Annotated in this window: 17 protein-coding genes; 7 read left to right on the top strand and 10 right to left on the bottom strand. The window is 54.0% G+C overall.

What is annotated here, in order from left to right; translation table 11 throughout:
• Positions 1-27 precede the first annotated feature (27 nt).
• The 3 genes from ACO2Q8_RS18295 to ACO2Q8_RS18285 form a co-directional block, all read right to left on the bottom strand.
• On the bottom strand, positions 28-1,221 hold the full coding sequence (locus ACO2Q8_RS18295) for an NRAMP family divalent metal transporter (RefSeq protein ID WP_423346296.1): 1,194 nt from the start codon (positions 1,219-1,221) through the stop codon (positions 28-30).
• A gap of 88 nt (positions 1,222-1,309) precedes the next feature.
• The gene (locus tag ACO2Q8_RS18290) at positions 1,310-5,074 is read right to left on the bottom strand and encodes a hydantoinase B/oxoprolinase family protein (RefSeq protein ID WP_423346295.1); all 3,765 of its coding nucleotides are present in this window, start codon (positions 5,072-5,074) and stop codon (positions 1,310-1,312) included.
• Between the two features lie 170 nt (positions 5,075-5,244).
• Complete coding sequence (locus ACO2Q8_RS18285; protein WP_423346294.1) at positions 5,245-7,770, bottom strand: PIG-L family deacetylase; 2,526 nt, start codon at positions 7,768-7,770, stop codon at positions 5,245-5,247.
• Between the two features lie 222 nt (positions 7,771-7,992).
• Between ACO2Q8_RS18285 and ACO2Q8_RS18280 the strand changes: the two genes are divergently transcribed.
• A complete protein-coding gene (locus ACO2Q8_RS18280) occupies positions 7,993-10,200 on the top strand; it encodes a sodium-translocating pyrophosphatase (RefSeq protein ID WP_423346293.1) in 2,208 nt (735 codons plus the stop codon).
• Between the two features lie 91 nt (positions 10,201-10,291).
• Here the strand turns inward: ACO2Q8_RS18280 and ACO2Q8_RS18275 are convergent, their stop codons facing one another.
• The 4 genes from ACO2Q8_RS18275 to trpS all read right to left on the bottom strand — a co-directional run bounded on the left by ACO2Q8_RS18275 (position 10,292) and on the right by trpS (position 13,711).
• Positions 10,292-10,858: a 50S ribosomal protein L25/general stress protein Ctc gene (locus ACO2Q8_RS18275; protein WP_423346292.1), complete on the bottom strand. Its 567-nt coding sequence runs from the start codon at positions 10,856-10,858 to the stop codon at positions 10,292-10,294.
• Positions 10,859-10,982: 124 nt separating this feature from the next.
• On the bottom strand, positions 10,983-11,924 hold the full coding sequence (locus tag ACO2Q8_RS18270) for a ribose-phosphate pyrophosphokinase (RefSeq protein ID WP_423346291.1): 942 nt from the start codon (positions 11,922-11,924) through the stop codon (positions 10,983-10,985).
• 141 nt (positions 11,925-12,065) lie between these two features.
• Positions 12,066-12,632, bottom strand: coding sequence for a phosphatase PAP2 family protein (locus ACO2Q8_RS18265; protein WP_423346290.1), 567 nt, complete (start codon positions 12,630-12,632; stop codon positions 12,066-12,068).
• Positions 12,633-12,736: 104 nt separating this feature from the next.
• Complete coding sequence (trpS, locus tag ACO2Q8_RS18260; protein WP_423346289.1) at positions 12,737-13,711, bottom strand: tryptophan--tRNA ligase; 975 nt, start codon at positions 13,709-13,711, stop codon at positions 12,737-12,739.
• A 142-nt stretch (positions 13,712-13,853) separates the two neighbouring features.
• Between trpS and ACO2Q8_RS18255 the strand changes: the two genes are divergently transcribed.
• Positions 13,854-14,564, top strand: a complete 711-nt coding sequence (locus ACO2Q8_RS18255; RefSeq protein ID WP_423346288.1) for a DUF2461 domain-containing protein — start codon at positions 13,854-13,856, stop codon at positions 14,562-14,564.
• Between the two features lie 57 nt (positions 14,565-14,621).
• Complete coding sequence (locus ACO2Q8_RS18250) at positions 14,622-15,626, top strand: type I glyceraldehyde-3-phosphate dehydrogenase (RefSeq protein WP_423346287.1); 1,005 nt, start codon at positions 14,622-14,624, stop codon at positions 15,624-15,626.
• Between the two features lie 6 nt (positions 15,627-15,632).
• On the opposite strand, the gene ACO2Q8_RS18245 is transcribed toward ACO2Q8_RS18250, so the two are convergent.
• From ACO2Q8_RS18245 to ACO2Q8_RS18235, 3 genes are all read right to left on the bottom strand, one after another.
• Complete coding sequence (locus ACO2Q8_RS18245) at positions 15,633-15,935, bottom strand: GNAT family N-acetyltransferase (RefSeq protein WP_423346286.1); 303 nt, start codon at positions 15,933-15,935, stop codon at positions 15,633-15,635.
• Between the two features lie 166 nt (positions 15,936-16,101).
• Positions 16,102-16,512: a DoxX family protein gene (locus tag ACO2Q8_RS18240; RefSeq protein WP_423346285.1), complete on the bottom strand. Its 411-nt coding sequence runs from the start codon at positions 16,510-16,512 to the stop codon at positions 16,102-16,104.
• Positions 16,513-16,619: 107 nt separating this feature from the next.
• Positions 16,620-18,698, bottom strand: a complete 2,079-nt coding sequence (locus ACO2Q8_RS18235) for a TonB-dependent receptor (protein ID WP_423346284.1) — start codon at positions 18,696-18,698, stop codon at positions 16,620-16,622.
• A 160-nt stretch (positions 18,699-18,858) separates the two neighbouring features.
• On the opposite strand from ACO2Q8_RS18235, the gene ACO2Q8_RS18230 reads away from it, so the two are divergent.
• The 4 genes from ACO2Q8_RS18230 (at position 18,859) to ACO2Q8_RS18215 (ending at position 22,857) form a co-directional block, all read left to right on the top strand.
• Complete coding sequence (locus ACO2Q8_RS18230) at positions 18,859-19,947, top strand: sensor histidine kinase (RefSeq protein ID WP_423346283.1); 1,089 nt, start codon at positions 18,859-18,861, stop codon at positions 19,945-19,947.
• A 16-nt stretch (positions 19,948-19,963) separates the two neighbouring features.
• Positions 19,964-21,010, top strand: coding sequence for a sensor histidine kinase (locus tag ACO2Q8_RS18225; RefSeq protein ID WP_423346282.1), 1,047 nt, complete (start codon positions 19,964-19,966; stop codon positions 21,008-21,010).
• An 82-nt stretch (positions 21,011-21,092) separates the two neighbouring features.
• Positions 21,093-21,671, top strand: a complete 579-nt coding sequence (locus ACO2Q8_RS18220) for a Crp/Fnr family transcriptional regulator (protein ID WP_423346281.1) — start codon at positions 21,093-21,095, stop codon at positions 21,669-21,671.
• A 73-nt stretch (positions 21,672-21,744) separates the two neighbouring features.
• Positions 21,745-22,857, top strand: coding sequence for an NADH:flavin oxidoreductase (locus tag ACO2Q8_RS18215; protein ID WP_423346280.1), 1,113 nt, complete (start codon positions 21,745-21,747; stop codon positions 22,855-22,857).
• The last annotated feature ends 60 nt before the right edge of the window (positions 22,858-22,917 follow it).

The following is a 22,917-nucleotide window of genomic DNA, read 5'->3' as shown; positions in this document are numbered from 1 at the left end:
TGAACGTATTATGAACGGGATAACCTGCTAAGCCAGAAGTTTCTGAATAGCCTGCCAGATGTTCCAGCTCCCCAAAAGCAAAGTCACGACCATCACCAGCCCCATCGCAACATTCTGTAACCGTGTATTCCGGTATTCAACCGGAATCAGTCGGGAATCGTTGACGGCCCGAAACAAAAAAATCGTCACAACGGGTAACAGAACACCATTGATCGCCTGGGCCGCAATGATCACCGGCACGGGCCGGCTATTCAGCAAACCGAACGTCAGTCCGACCGCCAGCACACCCAGCCAGACCAACCGATACGACCAGGAGGTTACCGACCAGCCCAGCAAACTTCGGGCCGTCACGGCGGCTGCCAGCGGAGCCGTCAGGGCCGACGTAAAACCGGCCGCAAACAAGCCAAGGGCGAACAGAATCCGGCCCCAGCTTCCGACCCGATTGGCAAGTGTATCCGCCATTATCTGAAACGAGAATTCGCCCAACAGCAACGTACCACTCACCAGAATGGCCATTGAGATACCTCCACCGATTAGCACCGCCAACCCGATTCCCCAGCGCATTTCAGTCAGTGACTGCCCCCGTCCGATCCCTGAAGCCAAAAAAAGATTATAAGGGACAATGGTCGTCCCAATTAGCCCGATCGCCAAAACCAGCGAATCGGCTGGCAAGGTTGGCAGCACTAGCGCCCTTGCCAGTCCACCGAACGATAGTTGGATTTGAGTAGCTACATAGGCAAACGCTACTCCCATTACAAAAACAATGATCCCCAGGAAATTAGCCAATAATTTCTGGGAGCCTCGCCAGAGCAGAACGATACAGCTAACCCCAATCAGGGCGGTTAGGTACGTCGATGGCACATCGGACAGTAAAGCCAGGCCCGACACGGCCCCCAGGATGTTACCGGCCTGGTAAGCCGCGCACCCTAGTGCTACGGCGCCCACCAGCCCAACGGCGACGACCCGGCTTCGTGCACCATAGGAACGCCCGACCACCTCGCCCAGGCTAAGTCCGGAGGCAATTGTAATCCGCGCAACAGCTTCCTGAAGGACAATCGTTCCCAGGGTCGAAAAAGCCAGCGTCCAGAGCAAGCCCAGACCAAACCGGGAGCCCGCCAGCGAACAGGTCGTGACCGTCCCCGGCCCAATAAATGCGGCTGAAATAACCGACCAGAACAGCACACTGCCCAGACCCGAGCGAAACGATAACGACTTTGGCAAAGGAGTTATGAGTTAAGAGTTATGAATTATGAATTATGAGTCATGGAGGATGAATCAAGATAGCGGTTTTTAATTAACTCTTAACTCTTCATTCATAACCCTTAACTCTCTCATCACTCTTCCCAAAACCTCCCCCGCCGGGGGTTTCGATGCGGATGCGCTCACCGGCTTGCATGGAACGCGTGAAAATGCCCGGCAAGGAGGTTGTTTGTCCATCCGTCGTAATCAGCGTTTGCGTTCCGATTTGGCCCGGTTTTCCGCCGTTCAGGCCATAGGGTGCTTCAAACCGGTGCTGACTCAACAAGGTTGCCTGCACGGGTTCTAAAAACTCGATTTCGCGGATAACGCCGTCGCCCCCGCGCCAGGTGCCAGTGCCGCCCGAGCCTTCTCGAATGACAAATTGGCGTACCCGTACCGGATACCGGCGTTCGAGTTCTTCGGGGTCGGTGAGTTTGGTGTTGGTCATGTGTTGGTGAACCGCCGACCGACCGTGGAAACCGTCTCCAGCCCCTGTGCCCCCACCGATGGTTTCGTAATAGCCAAACTGCTGATTTCCAAACAGGAAGTTATTCATCGTACCCTGACTGCAGGCTGCAAGTCCCAGCGCCTTCAGCAACGTATCGACCAGCCGCTGGCTCACTTCGGTATTGCCTCCCACCACAGCCGGGCACTCCGCCGGATCATCAGTGAACGTAGGGTTCAGAAAACACACCGGTATTCGAAGCAAAACCGGTTTCATCAGGCCTTCATTCAACGGAATGTCCTGCCCGCACCAAAGTCGCAAGACGTACAAAACCGCGCTGTAGAGAATCGATACGTTGGCATTCAGGTTGTTCGGATGAACGGGAGACGTTCCGGAAAAATCGATCACGATCTGGCGGTTTTTGACCGAAATTTCAACACAAATCCGGTGACCATCGTCCAGCGATTCCTCAGCCATGAATACCTGTCCATCATGCCGTTCCAGAATGGGTTTCAGGGCATCCGTCGCCGTTTGCTGAAGTCGGACCATATAGTGCTTTACTAAGGCCAAACCATGCAGCAGTACCAGATTTTTTAAAGCTTTTTCACCCGCCCGCAACGAGGCCAGGGCGGCTTCGATGTCGGCCCGGTTTTCGGCCAGGGAGCGGGTCGGGAAAGGCGCGTTTTCAAACCGTACTTGCACTTTATCCCACAAAAATCGTCCGTTTTTGACAATATACTGCGGTTCCAGCACCACCCCTTCCTCCAGCAGTCGGGTTGCATCGGGCGGCATCGACCCGGGCACTTTCCCACCTATTTCGGCGTGGTGCGCCCGGTTGATCACGTAGCCGATTCGCTGGCCTTCGTCGGTAAATACTCCGGCCAGCAGGGTAACATCGGGCAGGTGCGAACCACCGTACTTGGGATGATTCGTAATCACGACATCGCCTGGTTCAAGCGGTAATTTTTGCAGAATCAGCCGGGCACAAATACCCAGACTACCCAGGTGCACCGGAATATGGGGTGCATTCACCAACAATTCGGCCTCGGCATCAAGTAACGCACAGGAGAAATCCAACCGCTCTTTTACGTTGACCGAAAAAGCGGTGCGCTGCAATTGCGCTCCCATTTCTTCGGCCATGGCCACAAACCGGCGGGCAAATAACTCCGCTTGGGCGGCTTCCAGCAAGGCTGGACTATCGGTCGGTTGTTCGTCCGTCAGCCGACCGATAGCATTCCGGTTTGACCCAATCATAACGTTCCAACCCGATCCGAGATACGCCGAAGAGGTCGTGTTCAGAAGCAGGGCTGGTCCTTGAAAATGGTGCCCTTCTTCCAACTTAGACCATTCGTAAACCGGCAGTTCACCCAAGTGGAAGGCCGGTTTAGCCATTTGCCGGATCGAAACGGGTGTTGATTCACTTGCTGATCGGGAAGCATCAGTCACGATCACGCGAATGCTTTCGAGTTCAATGACCCGGTTTTCGGGAACGTGTCCATACAACTGCCGATAACGATCCCGGAAAAGCAATTCCAGGTCACGCATCGGGACGGCTTCACGGTCTGAAACCCGTGGGTACGAAATTTCGACCGAGCTTTCCTGGCCTTTGAAACGCAGAAACAGTAGGACGACTTTCACATCAGGGGCGGATTGAGTGCCGATGTCTCGCTGAAGGTTGTCCGTTGCTTCACTTTTCAAGCCATCTATTTCCGGAGATAAATGTGGAAAAAAATCGGCCAATGGTTTCAGGATTTGCCGGGTAGCCATGCGCTCGATTCGGGCCTGCCCGATGCCGTAAGCGCTCAACAAACCGCCATCGAATGGCAGAATCAGTGTTTTTATGCCCAACAATTGCGCCACCGCACAGCCGTGTAAACCGCCAGCCCCTCCAAACACCAGCAGCGCGTATTCTTTCGGATCAAAACCTTTGACAACCGAAATTTTGCGGATAGCGCCCGCCATCGTCTCGTTCGCAATCCGTTCAAACCCATTGAGTAACAACATCTCCTCGACTGACTGGCCGGTTTTTTCTTCAATTTGCCGACTCAGCGCGTTCAAAGCTTCCTGCGCTTTTTCCAGACTGACCGGAATCCCAAACAAAGCCGGGTGTAACCGTCCCAGAAGCAGATTCACATCAGTCATGGTCAGCGGCCCACCGGCTCCGTAACAGGCCGGTCCAGGCCAGGCCCCCGCACTCTGCGGACCCACCCGCAGGCCGGTTCCGTCGAACCAGCACACGGAGCCTCCCCCAGCCGCTACGGTTTCGACCGCCAGCGAGGGCGATTGAAGTTCAAACGACCCGACTTTGGTCGTAAACTGGTAGTCGACGCGGCCGTCGAACCGAGCGACATCGGTGCTGGTGCCGCCCATGTCGAGGGTCAGCACCTTTTCGATGGAGACAGATTCAGCCACTTTCGCGCCACCGATTACCCCGCCCGCCGGACCGCTCAGCAGGCTGTCTTTCGGTTGGAATAGGTCGGCTTTTACCAGTCCCCCTCCGCTGGTCATCACCCGCACCGGATAACCGCCCAACTGCCGGGTCAGGTTTTCGAGGTATGTACGCAAAACCGGCATTAGGTAGGCGTCCACGAGCGTAGTCTGCGTTCGCGGGACATACTGGATGACCGAGGAAATTTCATGGGAAAGCGTCACGGCAAAACCGGCTTTTCGGAGAAACCGGCCTACTGCTTGCTCGTGCGCCGGATTTTTGTAGGCGTTCAGGAGCGAAACCGCCACTACCTCCGGTTGGGTATGGTGAAGGTAATCCTGCAATTGGTCAAGGGATTCGGTGGTTAATGAAATCACCACTTGACCATCAGCCCCCATTCGTTCGTCCAATTCCCAGACGGTTTCATAAATAACCTCGGCGGATGGTATGTTCAGTTGGAAAAGATGGGGCCGTTGCTGTGTACCGATTTGGAGCAAATCCCGGAAACCTTTTGTAACGACCAGGACCACCCGCCCGCCTTTCCGTTCCAACAGTGCATTGGTTCCCTTGGTAGTACCCAACCGCATCTGCAGGGGTGGAAACGGGCGGTCTAACGGTGTTAACGTAAGCAATCGGGTTGCTAAAACCGGTGCTTCCTCCCCGGTTGACAACTCAACTGTTACTTGAGAACTAACCTGTATACATCTTTCTAACAGCAAATTACCATTGCTATCCAGACGCTGAACCACCGTTTTCTCTCCGGTTTCCAGCACGGTTAGTTCGTACCCGTCGAAAATCGGGGCTTTTAACCAGGGTGCAACCAGTTGAAGCGGATTTCCAGGCTTGATCACCCCCCGAAGACAACGACTGCTGAGCACTTTAGCCCGGTGAACATTTCCATCCGGATCGGTCGCCATCCCGTCCGTAAATGTTCCCCCGGTATCAATCCAGATTTGCCACATTCCGTACCCATGGACTTTAGTCCGTGTGAGTTTGATTATCCAGAATCTGGAAACCTCTCACGGACAGGGCCCGTCTTTTGTGAGTTAATTCTACCTATTTTGTTATTCCAGCCCTCACGGACTAAACGGGGCTGCATCGGCCGTCCGACGCCCGGCGGTCCGTGGGTACGTTACTTGCCGACGGAGATCATGTTGGCAAACAACCGGTAGGCACCCGGTACACCGGCTGGCAGTTCCCGGAAAAACACCAAACCGGTGTACATAAAGTGTCCTTTTCCGTATTGGCAGTAAATCAAACTGCCCTGTTTTTCGGCTTCATTGGTGTCGTGGGCGGAGAAGATGGGTTGATACGCTTTGTCCCACTCCTGGGCATAATAGATACCGCGCTCCTGAACCCAGCCGTTAAAATCTTTCTCGGTAATCTTATTGGGCGTATTCACCAACGGATGTTCGGGTTTGAGGAAGGTCATTTTGGCATCCTCTTCCGTTACGCGTTCCCGACCCACCGTAAACGGATACGGTCCAATCTGATTGACTTTCAGGCCATTTTGAATAAACGATCCACCGGGTGTCACATACTGGACAATCATCCGACCGCCGTTTTTAACGTACTCCATCAGCTTTGGCTGGTAATACCGCAACCAGTCTTCGGTGTTGTACGCCCGAACGCCTACTACGATGGCATCATACCCTGCCAAACCGGCGTTGATCTCGCGCGGCCCAATGGGTGTTACCTGACAACCAATTTGCTGCAAAGCCGCCGGAACTTCGTCACCCGCACCGGCAATGTACCCGATCGTTTTGCTTTTCACTTTAATGTCAAGCTTCACCAGTTTGGCTTCGGCGGCCGGGAAAACCGTCTGGGTCGGAATGTGCTTGTAAGCGACTATGCGCAGGCTGTTCGCGTAAACCGGTTTTTCCGTTGAACCCAAACTCACCATCGCCCGCAACCGACCCTCGCTGTAGGTAGCCGACGGAAACACCCGAAACGAAACCCGAGCCTCTTGCGCTTTTTCCTTAAAATTAAACGAAAGCTGCGCCGGTTCGACCCGCCAACCCGCCGGGACTTCCAGTTTCAGGTTGCCCGACACCTGGTCTCGCCCCGCCCGTAAAACGACCTCCACGGTTTTCGGATTATTGTCGGCAAACACGTATACCCGTTCGGCCAGGTTCGCCATCACGGTCGGCTGAATGACAAACGGCCGGTAGATTTCGCCATCGACCGGATCGGTTGCTTTATAACTCCACCCCCGGCTGAAAGTAAATTTTTCGCCGGCTATGTCAAACGTATACAGGGTAGAGAAGGCAGGCGGATTTTCGGGCAACCCGATCAATGTCTGCTCATTGACCTGAAATAACCCTTTCTGGACCGGTTTTTCCAACCAATAGGGTTGCGAAATGGGCTGATTGGCTGGAATAATGATAGAGGTAGTAAAAACGTTAACATCATTCGGTTTTAGCGTCAGGTTCGTAACCGTATCCTTATCCAGCCCGGGCATTTGCAATCCGATCAGTTTCACAGGCAACTCGCTGCGGTTCACCACGTTGGTACTGACGCGCAACCGTTCGCCCGGGGCAGCGGCATAGTCAGCCGGATTGGTTTCGAACCACAGGCCGAGGCACTGCTGGATCAGGGCTTCCACCTCCTGACGCTTCGTTCTGACGTAAATATTGGCGGTATCCAGTTGACTGAGTGCCTTGTGCGTTTGAATCAAAACCGGTACCGAAGCCGCTGGGCGCTCCGGTTTATACTCCGCAATTGCCTGATTGATCAACTGTTGCACCCTGTCGCTGCCTGGAATCCGCTTCCAGCTCAGGTCGATGTTGTCAAACGGATCGTTCGGGGCTGGGTCACCGCCTTTCAAGAGCAGGTAATCGATTTTCACGCCCCGGCTGGCCGGAACGCCAAAACCCTGGCTCTTGTGTTGGCTCCGGCTTTCGGCCGCTATCTCGCCGTACGATTTCCCCAGCAAGGGATTATACAACCCGGTTTCGACGGCAATCACGCCCGGTTCGTCCGGTTTCTTATTGCTCATAAAGGCTCCCGGAATGAAGACGTTCCAGAAAATCCGCTTCGGCTGCCAGGGTTTTACCCAGTTGAGTTGTTCGGGGTATTTGGTCGGATCGTTAGCAATTTTGAACGCTTCTTCGGCCAGGTAGCCCGATGCGCTGTGGTGTCCGTGTCCGGCCCGACTGTCGGGCGGAAACCGGGTGATGATCACGTCCGGGCGGTATTTCCGAATCATCCAGACCACGTCGCCCAGCACCTGATCCTGCCCCCAGGTTTTGACGGCTTCGTCGGTCGATTTGGAAAAACCGAAGTCGTAGGCCCGGCTGAAGAACTGCTCCGGCCCGTCGATCCGCCGGGCGGCCAGCAACTCCTGCGTCCGGATGACACCAATGTATTCGCCCTGTTCCGGCCCGATCAGATTCTGCCCGCCATCCCCCCGCGTCAGCGCCAGATACCCGGTGCGCAACAGCCGTTCATTTGCCAGATAGGCCAGCATCTGAGTATTCTCATCGTCGGGGTGGGCGGCCACATATAAAACCGTTCCGACGACGTTCAGCTTTTTCAGGCCCTGGAGGATGGTTCCGGAAGCCGCCGGTTTAGGCTGTCCCAAAGCGGGTTGACTAAAAAAAGCACTCAGGAGGAATGCCGTACACAGAAGGAAACGAAAGGTAGATCGGTACATCATCAGCGGAAAGCGTTCGGAATGCAGCAAAAATAGTAAGCCTGACGTAACTATTTGTTAGGTAATACGCTGCTTATGGGCTCAAAAGTTCACTTTTTCGTCGCTATAAAAATAACCTAAGATTTTCCCTAAAAAATCTAGCGAAACCGGTGTATTCGTTTTGGAATGCTGGCATTCCGGTTATATTTGCGACTTTCCCAAACTATAACCTCTTACTCCTTCAGCATGAATTCCAGTATTTACCTTGTTCCCCTCCTGGGTCTAGTCGGCCTGGTGGTGATGTTCACCAAATTTAGTTGGGTTTCGCGCCAGGATGCTGGCAACGAACGGATGCAGGAAATTGCATCCTACATCGCCGACGGTGCCATAGCCTTTCTGAAAGCTGAATGGCGGATTCTCATTGTTTTCGGTATTGTAGTTGCGGTATTGCTGAGCTTTGCCGGAACCCTGGTTGAAAATTCCGACTGGCCGATCGGGATTGCCTTTGCTATTGGTGCATTTACTTCAGCCTTAGCGGGGTATATCGGCATGAAAATCGCCACGAAGGCCAACGTCCGCACGGCCCAGGCCGGTCGGACCAGCCTCACCCGCGCCCTCGCCGTTTCATTTACGGGGGGCTCGGTCATGGGCATTGGCGTGGCCAGCCTGGCGGTGATCGGATTAAGTGTTCTCTTCATTATTTTTCATGGCATCTACGTCGGCACGACCGGCGATGTTAATGGCATTCCGATGGAAAAAACGCTGGAAGTGCTGGCCGGTTTTTCGCTGGGTGCTGAGTCCATTGCCTTGTTTGCCCGTGTGGGGGGCGGTATTTATACAAAAGCGGCCGACGTGGGCGCTGATCTGGTGGGTAAAGTGGAAGCCGGCATTCCGGAGGATGACCCGCGCAACCCCGCCACCATCGCCGATAACGTGGGCGATAACGTGGGTGACGTAGCCGGGATGGGCGCCGACCTTTTCGGATCGTATGTGGCTACCATTCTCGCGACGATGGTGTTAGGCCGCGAAATCCGGATTCCGGAAGCGAGCAACATTCTGGGTCACGCACCGATTGTGTTACCGATGCTCATTGCCGGACTTGGGCTGATCTTCTCCATTATTGCAACGTATTTTGTCCGGGTCAAAGATGATAACGGCAATGTCCAGGGCGCACTGAACACCGGCAACTGGGCGTCGATCATCCTGACGGTCATTGCTTCGTATTTTCTGGTCAACGCCGTTCTGCCCGCCGGTATACTCGAAATTCGGGGCGTTGAGTTTACTCGGCTGGATGTATTCTTCGCCATTTTTACCGGTTTGATCGTCGGGGCGCTGATGTCGATTATCACGGAATATTACACCGCCATGGGTCGCCGTCCGGTGATGACGATTGTCCGCCAGTCGTCGACGGGTCACGCGACGAACATCATCGGTGGTTTGTCGGTCGGAATGGAGTCAACGGTTTTACCGATTCTAACGCTGGCGGCCGGTATTTTCATTTCCTACAAATTTGCCGGGCTGTACGGTGTTGCCATTTCAGCCGCCGGGATGATGGCGACAACCGCCATGCAGCTCGCCATCGATGCCTTCGGGCCGATTGCCGACAACGCGGGCGGGATTGCCGAGATGAGTGAACTACCCGAAGAAGTGCGGGGCCGCACGGATATTCTGGATGCCGTCGGGAATACCACAGCCGCTACCGGAAAAGGTTTCGCCATTGCGTCGGCTGCCCTGACTTCGCTGGCGCTGCTGGCGGCTTTCGTAGGCGTTTCGGGCATTACCGGGATTGACATTTACAAAGCCGATGTGTTGTCCGGTTTGTTTGTGGGCGGCATGATTCCGTTCATTTTCTCCTCGCTGGCCATTGCCGCCGTAGGCCGGGCTGCTATGAAGATGGTGGAAGAAGTGCGTCGCCAGTTCCGTGAAATTCCGGGTATTCTGGAAGGAACCGGCAAACCGGAATACGAAAAATGCGTAGCTATTTCCACCCAGGCCTCCATTCGGGAGATGATTTTGCCCGGCGCCATTGCGCTGATTTCGCCCGTCCTCGTCGGTTTTCTGTTTGGCCCGGAAGTGCTGGGTGGTTTTCTGGCTGGCGTGACGGTTTCCGGCGTTTTGATGGGTATTTTCCAGAGCAACGCCGGGGGCGCATGGGATAATGCCAAGAAGTCGTTCGAGAAAGGCGTCGAAATTAACGGCCAGATTTACTACAAAAAATCGGAGCCACACAAAGCTTCCGTAACCGGTGATACCGTCGGTGACCCGTTCAAAGATACTTCCGGCCCGTCGATGAACATTCTCATTAAGCTGATGTCCATCGTTTCGCTGGTGATTGCCCCGTACATCGCCATCAATTCCGGCGAAACGGCCAGTCAGCCGAAACCGAAATCCGTGACTGAACAGGTGACGACGGTCAAAACAAATTGGGTGTCGGCCAATGCAACCCAGCCCTGATTTACCGATTGTTTTCGCTTTCTTCCCTAAACGAAAAAACCGCTCATTGCCGAGCGGTTTTTCATTTAATCTATTAGTTGATACACAGGGCTTAAGCCGCTGTTTTACCCCGCATCGAGCGCGGAATTTCAATGGTCGCAATCGGGAGTAGCGGACCATCCAGAATTTCAATGCCTTCTAATTTGACGGCACCTACTTTCACGGTTTTGCCCAGATCCAGATCCGCCACGTTCACATCTACAAAGTCAGGAATGCGATCAGCCGGACCCCGCAGTTTCAGTTTGCGGAGTTTCTGAATCAATTTACCCCCTTTTTGCACACCGGGAGCCGTTCCGATAAAGCGGACCGGCACTTCCACTTTTATATCTTTCCCTTCAACAATTTCCAGGAAATCCGCGTGCAGCAACTGGTCGTTGACCGGATGAAACTGCGTATCCTGCAAAATAGCCACGTATTCGTCACCTTCGATGTTCAACGTCACCTGGTACGCTTCGGGCGAAGTCAGCAGTTGGCGAAACAGAATGGCCGGGGCGTAAAAATGAACCTGCGTCTTTCCGCCATACAGCACACCGGGAACATAACCTTCAGCACGAAGAGCCTTCGACTCTGTCTTACCGAGATTCGCTCTGTTATACCCTACAATCTCGTGTTTTTTCATTTTTTGAATTGATTTTGATGGTTAACATGGTTGGATGGTTAGCCTGGCTGGATGGTTGCGTGGGGAGAGACAGATTGCCTAAACCCTTTCAAACCATTTTTAGCCATAAAACCATCTGAGCCATTCAATACTTTATAAACAATGAACTAATAGATTCGTGATCGCGGATGCGGCCGATGGCTTTGGCGAACAATTCGGCCACGGTCAGCACCCGTACTTTTGAGCTCTGTTGCCGCATCGGAAGCGTGTCGGAAACCACCAGTTCTTCAAGGACCGAATTGCTGATGTTTTCGTGGGCCTTTCCCGACATTACCGGGTGTGTACAAATGGCCCTTACCGATTTAGCCCCTTTTTCCAGAATAATCTCGGCCGCTTTGCACAAGGTGCCGCCGGTATCAATCAGGTCGTCGACCAGCACCACGTTGGCACCTTCCACGTCCCCGATGACTTGCATCGACGCAATTTCGTTGGCCCGCTTGCGGTGTTTGTCGCACAAGACAATGTCGGCGTTGAAATGCTTGGCGAACGCCCTCGCCCGGGCTGCCCCGCCCACGTCCGGCGACGCAACCAACAGATTATCCAGATTCAGGCTCCGGATGTACGGCACAAACACCGACGCACCTTCCAAATGGTCGACCGGGAAATCAAAGAACCCCTGAATCTGTCCGGCGTGCAGGTCGATGGTCATCAGGCGGTCGGCCCCGGCTGCGGCCAGCATGTTGGCCACCAGTTTGGCGGCAATGGCCACCCGGGGTTTGTCTTTCCGGTCCTGCCGGGCATAACCGAAATACGGAATGACGACGGTTACGTAGTGCGCGGAGGCCCGGCGGGCTGCATCGACCATCAGCAGCAATTCCATCAAATTGTCGGCCGGCGGATTCGTGGAATGAATCAGGAACACATCGCAGCCCCGGATCGATTCTTCATAGCTGGGCGACAACTCGCCATCACTGAACTTCCGAAGCGTATAGCCGCCCAGGTCTTTGCCATAATACCGGGCAATCTTTTCTGCCAGATAGGTTGATTGACTGCCTGAAAAAATTTTAACCGTATTGAGGGATGCCATTCGGTGCCGAAAATTTGCGCAAAAATACAGAATTCCTCTGATTCTTGGGAGGACTTGCTTAAAGTTTTCTTACCGAGCAACTTCGACAGTAAGAACCCAGTATTTAATATCACTCTGGCAAGATTATCTCACATTGGTCGCTTAACTACTCCAACCCCACCGGCGGCTCATTCGCTGGTACATCGACACGCATAAAACCGCCATGACCACACCGATTGCGGCCCCGGCCAGCACATCGAGCGGATAATGAGCGCCCACATAAATTCGGCTGTAGGAAACGATAAAAGCCCACAAAAAGGCCCATTTGACGACGGGAAAGCGTTTCCCGACCAATAACCACAAGGCCATCGCCAGGGCAAAGGTGTTGGCAGCATGCGACGACGCGAACCCGTAGGTCCCTCCGCATTCCAACACCGGGTGAATCAGCGGTTTCAGAGCCGGTTCGTGGCAGGGTCGCAGTCGCAATGTCAGCGGTTTGAGCACCGACGACGCCATCTGGTCACTCAGTACGACGGCCAGAATCAAGGTCATCACCAGCCCAACGGTTTTTTTCCGGTATTGAAATCCCAGCCAGCCGATCAACAGGACGTAGAATGGTATCCAGGTATTCCGCAGCGTGGCCCCCACCATGACTGGATCAAGCCAGGGCGCATGCTGGCCGTTCAGCCAGAGGAACAGGTCCGTATCGAGTTGCCGGAGGGTTTCCAAAGTTGAAAGAGTGAAAGAGTGAAAGAGTGAAAGAGTGAAAGGCTTCGCCAACTACACTTTTTGCGCGAAGCTATTCGCTCTTTCGCTCTTTGACTCTTTCACCATTAATTAAAGCCAAATTTTTCCCGAACGCGCTGAATAGTTTTGGAGGCCACAGCACGGGCTTTTTCTTCGCCTAAGCGAAGTTCCCGCTCCAGGGCGTCGTTGTTTTCCATGTAGTAGGTAAACCGTTCGCGGGGTTCGGCAAACTGATGGATAATGAGTTCGTAGAGTTCTTTTTTAGCGTGACCGTAGCCATACCCGCCGTTCAGGTAGTTCTGCCGCATGGTATCGACCTTTTCGTCGGTAGCCAGCAGGGCATAAAGTTTAAAGGTGATGTCGGTATCCGGATTTTTTGGTTCTTCGAGGGGCGTCGAATCCGACACAATTTTTTTGATCACTTTGTACAACTCATTCGCAGGCAGAAAAATATCAATGTAGTTGTTGTACGACTTGCTCATCTTCTGCCCATCGATCCCCGGAATGGTCATAATCCGTTCGTCGATCTGCGCTTCGGGCAAGACAAAAACCTCTTCGCCTACCTGGTTATTGACCGCACTTGCCATGTCCCGCGTCATCTCGATGTGCTGTTTCTGGTCTTTGCCGACCGGTATAATGTTGGCATCGTACAGCAGAATATCAGCCGCCATCAGGCACGGATAGGTGAACAAGCCCGCGTTGACGTCCGACAATCGTTCGGATTTGTCCTTAAACGAGTGAGCGTTGGCTAACATTGGAAACGGCGTATAGCAGTTCAGATACCAGGCCAGTTCGGTATGCTCCGGTACGTGCGACTGCCGCCAGAAGACATTCTTCGTTGTGTCCAGCCCAAACGCCAGCCAGGCCGACGCCACCGCCCGGATGTATTCCCGGCGCAGGGCACCGTCTTTAATCGTTGTCAGCGAATGCTGATCGGCAATAAACAGAAACGACTCATTTTCAGGCTGCTGCGACAGCTCAATTGCGGGCTTGATAGCCCCCAGAACATTGCCCAGATGCGGACGACCGCTGCTTTGTATACCGGTGAGAATGCGAGACATAATTCTTGAATGAGTGAATGAGCGAATGATAGAATGTATGAATAGATTCTCGGGAAACAGAATAGGGCGTAGCTATTCACTCATTCGCTCATTCAAAATTGATTTCGCAAACTTCGCGATTTCTGGCTAGCTTTGGAACTGTATGAAGACGAAAAACACGGCAAACGGTCAGCTTACGGTTCAAACGCTTAACTTTCTGCGCGATCTGGTCGATCACAACAATAGGGAGTGGTTTCAGGCGAACCGCGCCCGCTACGAAACCGCCAAAGCGGAGTTCGAAGGCTTTGTGACCCGGCTCCTGAAAGGTATCGAAACATTCGAACACCTGCCCAATACCGCTGTTAAAGACTGCATTTTCCGGATCAACCGCGACATCCGGTTTTCAAAAGACAAAGCGCCGTACAAAAAGAATTTCGCTGCGGCTGTGGGTCCGGGCGGGCGGCATTCGGGCCGTATCGACTATTATTTTCACCTGCAGCCCGACGGCGAGTCGTTTCTGGGTGCGGGCATGTGGCAGCCCACTCCGACGCATCTGGCTAAATTTCGGCAGGAAGTCGATTACAATGTTGATGAGTTAAAAGCGATCATCGAAGACCCTGCGTTTAACGCGTATTTTCCGGAAGCAGTGGGCGAAAGCATGAAGACCACCCCCAAAGGCTATTCGGCCGACCACCCCGAAATTGCACTGCTCCGGCGCAAGGAACTGTTTTTCATTCACCGGTATTCGGACAAAGACGTATTGAAACCAGGGTTCGCCGACGAAGTAGTGAAAGGCTGCCGGTTGATCAAACCGTATTGCGACTACCTGAATTACCTGTTTTTTGACGAAAAGGATGAGCCTGTGGCCCTCTGAGCGGGAATTAAATCGAAGCGCGTCAGTGTTAGCCCATAAACCAACACCACATTTCGTATGGCGACTCTAGCACTGCACGGATTTGGGCGCATCGGACGGCAATTCCTCCGCGTGGGCTTACGTAACAACTTGTTTGTACCGGTTTCAATTTCCGACATCCGGGACGAAGACACCCTGGCGGCCCTGTTTGCCGTCGATACCAACTATGGCCGCTGGCACGAGCCGGTTTCGGGTAGCGCAGGCAAACTGAGCATTGGAGGCCGGGACATTCAGTATATCAATTCTTCCCAGGAAATTCCGGACTGGGCCGCGCTGGGCGTCGATCTGGTGGTCGACTGTACGGGCCGGGCTACGGTTCGGGCGGGTGCGCAGGCTCACCTCGACCGGGGCGCGAAGTACGTGCTGGTCAGCGCCCCGAGCAAAAGCCTGGCCGACTGCGATGCGGTTTTACTTAAAGGCATCAACCTGGACACCTTCGATCCGGCCAGCCACCACATCATCAGCATGGGAAGCTGCACGACCAATGCCCTGGCCGCTCCCATCAAAGTGATTTTGGAGAACTTCGGCATTCAATACGGCTTGTTCTCGACGGTTCACTCCTACACGAATACCCAGTCGCTGACGGATCAGCCCATGAAAGACCGGCGTGATTCGTGGGCTGCCGCCGAAAACATCATTCCTTCCTCATCGGGAGCCGCCCGCGCCTTGCAATTTATTTGGAAAGACCTCAAAATCACCGGAAAAGCCTACCGCGTACCGACCCGGACGGGTAGCATCGCCGAACTGAACCTGATTACGGAGAAAAATCCGACGGTCGACGAAGTGAACGAAGCCTTCCGGAAAGCTGCGGCCGAAGGTCCGTTGAAGGGCGTGATGGATGTTCTGGAAGGCGAATGGGCGTCGTCGCGCATCGTGGCCGACCCGCACACGGCCCTCATCGACCTGCCGCTGACCGCCAAGCAGGGCGAACTTTTATCCATCGCTTCCTGGTACGACAACGAGTGGGGCTTCTCAAACCGGCTGGCCGAAGTAGCCGCTTACCTGGCCGGGAAAATTAGCTAAGCGGTTTTATTCCGCTTCTTCTTTTGACCAAACGTCTTCGTACCGCTCCGGATGGCGCTTAAATTGCGCGTGAACATACGGGCACAGCGGCACGACTTTCAACTGGTGCTGGCGGGCATACTCGACCATCGCGTTGAGCAACTGGCCCGCCAGCCCTTTTCCTTCAAACTCCGGGCTTACCTCGGTATGGTAAACGGTCATGTTGCCGTCAGCGATGTGGAACACCATTTCGCCAATCGGTTCTTCACCCTCACGGAGGTAAAAAGCGCCCCGCCCGCCCTTGGTCAGTACAATCTGAACTGGTTCCATAAACTGGTTTTGTCTTTGGGTCGCCGGGCTGTTACCGACCGGCGAACAGACAATGATACGATAAAATCGTTATCGTTGCCCGGAAATCGATGCAATTCGACGGTTTTCATGTAATCCACAATACATGGCGTTGTGCGACCTGCCGGGAAAATCGCTCCACCAACAGTTAAAAGCCTTGTGATGGTTTACGGTTTTCGGCTTCCCGCAGCAGCAGGTAAAAAGCCAGCACGTGAATAAGTTGAATGCTGACGGCGCTCCATTCTTCCCGAAGGGCTGAGCCAAAGATCAGCGAGGTCATCGTCAGACCGCCTAGTAAACCGCCCCAGACCAGAAACCGCCCGCCCACCAACAACAGCACGCCAATCGCCAGTTCGACAAACGGCAATGCCAGCGCATACCCACGAACCAGAACGGCGGGCAGAAGCGTCGTGGCAAAATCGCCAACCAGTTTGTCGGCAAATTTGGTCAGCTTCGGAATCCGCACCAGCCCATGCATGGCCAGATCGACACCTAGCCCAAGGCGTAAAATCAGTAAGGCAAGCTGTCCGGAGGTTCGGTTAAAACGTCGTTGAATCATAAGAGCGTTTAAGGTTTGAGGTTTAAGGTTTAAAGTTTAAGGCATAACGGGTGAAGCGAATTGAAAACCGTTAAACCTTAAACGTCAAACCTTAAACGATAAAAAAACTACCAGCGAACCGCGAGCCTGACGCCCCCGGTGAAATTCCGGCGGGCGGCCGCGTTGTAGAAACGGCCGCCGAAAGCGTTCAGGTCGTAGCCCAGGCTGTAGGTCTGGTCCAGGAGGTTATCGCCACTCAGGTAGGCGTCGACCGTCCAGCGCCGGGCAAACGACTTCCGGTAGCCCAGCGTCGCGTTCAGCAGGCGGGCGATGTCGGACTGAACGGAGTTGGCATCGTCGAGCGGGAACCGATCGAGGAACTGATGCGTCAGGTGGGCATAAAAACCGGCGCGGGTTTCAGCATCCAGACCGGTCACAACGGCCGTGGGCGGTACGCCGGTCACGCGGTTACCCGACACATCGGTCGCGCCCTGTTGGTAATTTCGGAAGCGGTAATTCGTGAGCGTGGTGCTGTTCCAGACGCGGAGGATTTGCCAGAAATTCGCCGGTTTGGGAATGACAAGATTATACGAGAGTTGTAGTTCCAGCCCTTTCTGATCGGTTTTTCCGGCATTGATAAAAAACTCCGCCCCACTCTCATTGGACCGTCTGACGATGGTTTGCCGCAACCGGAATTGGTAAACCGCTACATCGAACTGAAATCGGCTCAACTGGCCTCGTACGGCGGCTTCGAGGTTAGTGCCCTGCTCGGGGTCAAGCGTCGGGTTGTAAGTTCCTTCCGAGGGCCGAACTTCCTGAATCGTCGGTGCCGAATAACCCGTGCTGACGCTGGCAAACACTGATACAAAATCACCCAGCTTTTTCAGCAGCGCTACGCGCGGTAGCCAAACCGGCTCGAAATAGCGTGGCTGCGTTGTAATCGGCAAAGTCGAAAACCGGGTAAACCGGTAGGACACCTCGTTGCGACTCAATCCCGCCGTGGCAATGATGCCCCACGGCAGGCTGGCTTCCAACTGTGCAAACAGAACTGACTGTGATGCCTTGAACTCATCGTCGGACTGCAAGGTGTCGGGCTGGCCCCGCCGGTTGCCGTAATTGCGGGTGATCGTGAAATTATGCTGCCATTCGCCCCCAAACACCAGGTGGGTCGGAACACCGTCTTCGATCATCTGCCAGCGTGTGACGGTTCGGCCGCCCACCCCCTGATCGGCGCGCTTTTCGTAGTTGGTGATGAATGGGTTGGCAAAGTTGGTCAGGGAGCCAAAGACAACCGTTGTATTCTGGATGCGATCGCTCCAGCGGTATTGGTGAGAAAAGCCTAAATATCCGGTTTTCTGGTAAATAGCCGCCCGTTGGTCGACCGAGCCAGGCACCACGCGGGTCGACGGGCGGGCCTGCCGGGGATTTGCCTGGTACTGAGCGGCCGTCAGCCCACCGGGCGTCTGATACATCAGGTCGGAGTATAAACCGATGAGCGAAACCGTTTGCTTTTCATTGACGGCAAACGTCGCGTTCAGGTTCAGGTTATCGCGGTACATCCGGCTGTTTTCCCGGTACCCATCCGATTGCAGATGGCCATAATTGAGGGATAAAACCGAATTGTTTTTGCCCGTTTGAATCGTATAACTCTGCCCCGACAAACCATAGGAACCAGCCAGCGCGCCCACTTCGGCCCGGTTGGCCAACTCACCTGCCGGACTGCTCAGGCCGTTCAGCAGCACGGTTCCCCCGGTTCCGGCCCCGTACAAACTCCCCGATGGCCCTTTGATCACTTCCACCCGGCCAATCGACCGCACATCCAGCGCGTTCAGGTATGTTCCGCCCCCGGCGTCGGTAAGGGGTAGTTCGTTCCAGTAGATTTTCACGTTCCGGACCCCAAACGGCGAGCGAATCAAACTCCCTCGAATGGAAAGCCGGTAACTGCCCGGTGAACGTTCATCCATCCGTACGCCCGGGAGCGTGTTGAAGGCTGGAACGAGTGCGGGTGTCCCGAAACGCTGGGTCAGATCTTTGGCCGCCAGTACATTGATCGAAGCCGCCGTTTCCAGCAAAGGCCGGTTCGTTTCGTACCCACGGACGGTGACCTCGGACAGTTGAATGGTGTCGGCCGTCAAACGCCCCGGTTCAGGTTGTTGGGCAAATAAGGAAACAGGTAGTAGAAAAAATAGATAACGGTAGTTGAGCATGGGGACTTGGGTTTCCTGGATTTAATACAAAACTACGTTCCTGAAAGCATATTCTCCCTCTTTAGCGGCCACTAAACTCAATTCAACCCCGAAAGTCGGCGTTTCAGGCAGGTCAGCATTTCTCGGGTCGGCAATTACTGCTTATTTTACATTGGAATACATGACCCGAATGAAGGACGTGACGACGCTGGAAAAACCGAATGACCGATGGCTGCGCTGGATGGCAATCCCGATGATTGCACTGGTGGGTAACCTGCTTTATTTGAGGCATGTTCCCTACAACCCGGCGCTGTATCTGGGCTGGGTTTTCATCGGGATGGCGTACATGACACTGGCTTGGGAAGGGTCGGTGCGTTGGGTCCAATACGTCCGAAAGCGGTTTCCGGATACCCGCCATTCCTTCCGTCGCATTGTTATTACATTTGCCGGGTATTTTCTGCTGGCCGTAATTTGCCAGTCGCTGTTCATTTTTTTAACTGATCTGAGCGGCCTGGCCATTCTTCCGATTACAGCCCGCGTGTACCAGGCTTACATCGGTATGGGCCTTTTTGCCGCCGTGATTCTGGGCACGACATACGAAATCATCTACTACCTGCAACAATACCGGCAGCTTATTGCCGAAGCCGAAGGCATCCAGAAATCCCGGATTCAGGGGCAGTTCGACAGCCTGAAAAACCAGGTCAACCCGCACTTTCTTTTCAATTCACTCAACTCGCTGTCGGCCCTGATTTCGGAAGATAAAGACCAGGCCAACCGGTTTCTGGACGAACTTTCGAGCGTTTACCGCTATCTGTTGCAGTCCAACGATCGCAAACTGGTTCCCCTTAAAACCGAGATCGATTTTCTTCAATCCTTTTTCTACCTGCTGAAAGCGCGCTACGGCCCCGCCCTTTCCCTGCATCTGAACATCGATTCGTGCGTACTGGATGCGTACCTGCCGCCCTTCAGTTTGCAGACGCTGATTGAAAACGCCATCCGACACAATGTCATTCTGGCCGAATGCCCCCTCGAAATCACTATTCGGGCTGACCTGGAAACCATCGACGAAACCGTGTTCCTGAATGTTTCCAACAACATTCAGCGAAAGAACCTCCAGGTCAACAAACTTCCGGGCGGTTTAGGGCTGCTCACTGAGCGGTTTACCCAACTGCGGTTACCCAGCCCGATGATTACCGATGATGGGTGTCAATTTAGCGTCCGGGTGCCACTGGTCGTCAAAGGTGCCATTTTTTTGATAAATTTACCCTGATCATTCCGTTCACCGTGTGGCCCTGAATTTAAACCGATACACCCAACGAGACACCTGGATTGCCCTGGCCCTTTTGCCCGGTTATTATTGCTTTTTGAATTACATGATGTTGGGGAGGGTGTATTTTCAGCAGCTCGATTTGTTTCTGGGAGCTTCCCTGATCACGACTATAATCTGGACCCCGGCTTTTTTTCTGCACGCCGTACCGGCGGTGTACCTCCGCAAACGGTTTCCGCATATCCGCCAAACCTGGATGCGTATGTCGCTGGCATTGAGTATTCACATTGCGATGTCGTCAGCAGTTATTTCTTTTCTGTTTTATTTTTTCGACTGGATCAACTTTCCGACTTATACCTTCCGGGCCAGCCAGCTTGGCTGGACCATCCTGCTCGGCAGCATCGGCAACCTGGTGGCCAACATTGTCCACGAAAGTGTGTACACCTTTGAGCGGTGGTCGCAAACGATCGCCGAAACCGAGAAACTGAAAAAAGCCAATCTGCAAAGTCAGTTGGACAGTTTAAAGCAGCAGGTCAATCCGCATTTCCTGTTCAACAGCCTCAATACGCTTTCGTCACTCATCGATGAAGACACCGACAAAGCCGAACTTTTCATCGAAGAATTATCCAGTGTATACCGGTATTTGCTTCAAACCAACGAAAACGCCCTGACCAGCCTGCGCAACGAATTGAAATTTATCGACTCCTATTTTCACCTGCTGAAAACTCGCTACGGCAACGGCATTGAACTGCGGGTGCACATCGCTCCCGAATTTCAGGACGCGCAGTTACCACCCCTGACCCTCCAGATGCTGGTCGAAAATGCCGTCAAGCACAACGTGATTCTGGCTGATCAGCCCCTGCAAATCCGGATCGAAACCACGGCCGACGGACGTCTGACCGTTGCCAATAATGTCCAGCGAAAAAACGTTCGGGTGGCTTCCAACGGCGTGGGGTTAGCCAACATTGCCACCAAATACCAATTGCTGGGTCATTCGAGTTTAGCGATCCAGAACACGGACACGACTTTTTCAGTTACGCTGCCGTTGCTAGTGAACGTATATTAGACAACTATTCGCGAAATAGAGCCGGTTTTGACGCAAGCTTCATTGTTTTCGGTTTAGCCGAAATTACCGACAACTTTCCTGCATGACAGATCTCCTCCGTGCCCATATCCAAACAAAAATTCGGCTGTCCGATGAAGAATTTGCCCTCACCGAGCGGCTGTTTACGCGGAAGGAGCTTAAACGACGGCAATTTCTGCACCGCCAGGGCGAAGTATGCCGGTACGAGAGTTTCGTCGGGAACGGTTGCCTGAAATCATACCATACCGACGACCAGGGTGTCGAGCATGTCCTGCGGTTTTCGGTGGAAGGCTGGTGGGCGGGTGATCTCGACAGTTTTCGAAATCAGACACCTTCCGCATTCGGCATCCAGGCGCTCGAGCCGACGACCCTGCTGGTGATCGACCAGCCAACCCTTCAGGATTTGTACCGGCAAGTGCCCAAAATGGAGACTTTTTTCCGGCTGCTGAACGAAAACGCTCTCATTGCAACCTCCCAGCGGATGATCAAAAACCTCAGCATTCCTGCCAAAAACCGCTACGAACTGTTTCTGTCCACTTACCCACACCTGGCCCGGCGACTTCCGCTGAAAGATATTGCTTCGTATTTGGGCATCACCCCGGTTTTTCTCAGTCGACTGCGCCGACAACGCACGGGCGAGTGAACGATTTCTTAACCTGGTTTCAGAGAAAAGTGCCGGAGACGAGGGAGTTTTGTGCCCATATACAGACCCCTTTATGAGCCATCTTCCTTCCTTTTTCGACCGGGTTCGACTAGGTCGTCATACCTTGTCAAACCGATTTATGGTTGCTCCCATGACCCGTGTCAGCGCCACCGCTGCGGGCGTTCCGACCTCCCAAATGGCGAATTATTACGAAGCATTTGCCAAAGGCGGTTTTGCGGCTATCATCACCGAAGGCCTGTACACCGACTCCATCGCATCCGTTTGTAACCCGAACCAGCCCGGCCTGGTCACCCGAGCGCAGGTGAAAGGCTGGCAGAGCGTTATCAGACGGGTCAAACAACATCCGACGGTTTTTGTCGCTCAACTCATGCACGCCGGAGCGTTGTCGCAGGTGCTCCGCCAGACCCTGGCCCCTTCAGCCATTCTGCCCGTCGGCAAACCGTCGGCTTCGTCCGGTGGTTTCAACGCCTTTCGGATGCCCAAAGCCATGACGCAGGAAGACATTCAAACGGCGATTGACGGTTACGTTCGGGCGGCCCGCCATGCTGTTGAAGCCGGTTTTGATGGAGTCGAGATTCACGGAGCCAACGGGTATTTGCCCGATCAGTTCATCACCCCGTATACCAACCAACGAACCGATCACTACGGGGGTAGCGTTGCCAACCGATTCCGGTTTACGGCCGAAATTATGGCTGCGGTTCGCGCAGCCGTGCCTACCGGTTTTCTAGTGGGCCTTCGCCTGTCGGAAGGCAAGGTGAATAACCTGTCTTATCGCTGGGAAGAAGGATCGGACATGGCAAAAGCTTTATTCAGCGAGGTCAGAAAAGCTGCGCCCGATTACCTCCACATAGCCGCCGAGGGCGGTGGGTGGGAGCGCGAATGCCAGTACGCCGACGGTAGCTCGTCGACCGGTATTGCCCGGCAATTACTCGACTGTCCGGTGATTGCCAACGGCGGTTTGCACAACCCGGACCTGGCTACCCGACTCCTGAACACCGGTCAGGCGGATTTGCTTGCGATTGGCCGGTATGCGATTGCCAACCCGGACTTTCCCCAAAAAGTCGCTCACGGAGTCGCCCTGCTGCCTTTTCAGCCCGGAATGATCAAGCCTTCGGTTTCGCTGGCGAACACACGGCGGTATTTCCTGAGCCGGTCTGTGTCCTGAACATAGCCGCGTAACACGAAACGCTTTCTCACCGGAACGATTCAAAGCCCGGCTCTACCG

Source organism: Larkinella sp. VNQ87, from assembly GCF_049445795.1.
Taxonomy (GTDB): domain Bacteria; phylum Bacteroidota; class Bacteroidia; order Cytophagales; family Spirosomataceae; genus Larkinella.
This window is presented reverse-complemented; position numbering and strand designations above follow the sequence as displayed.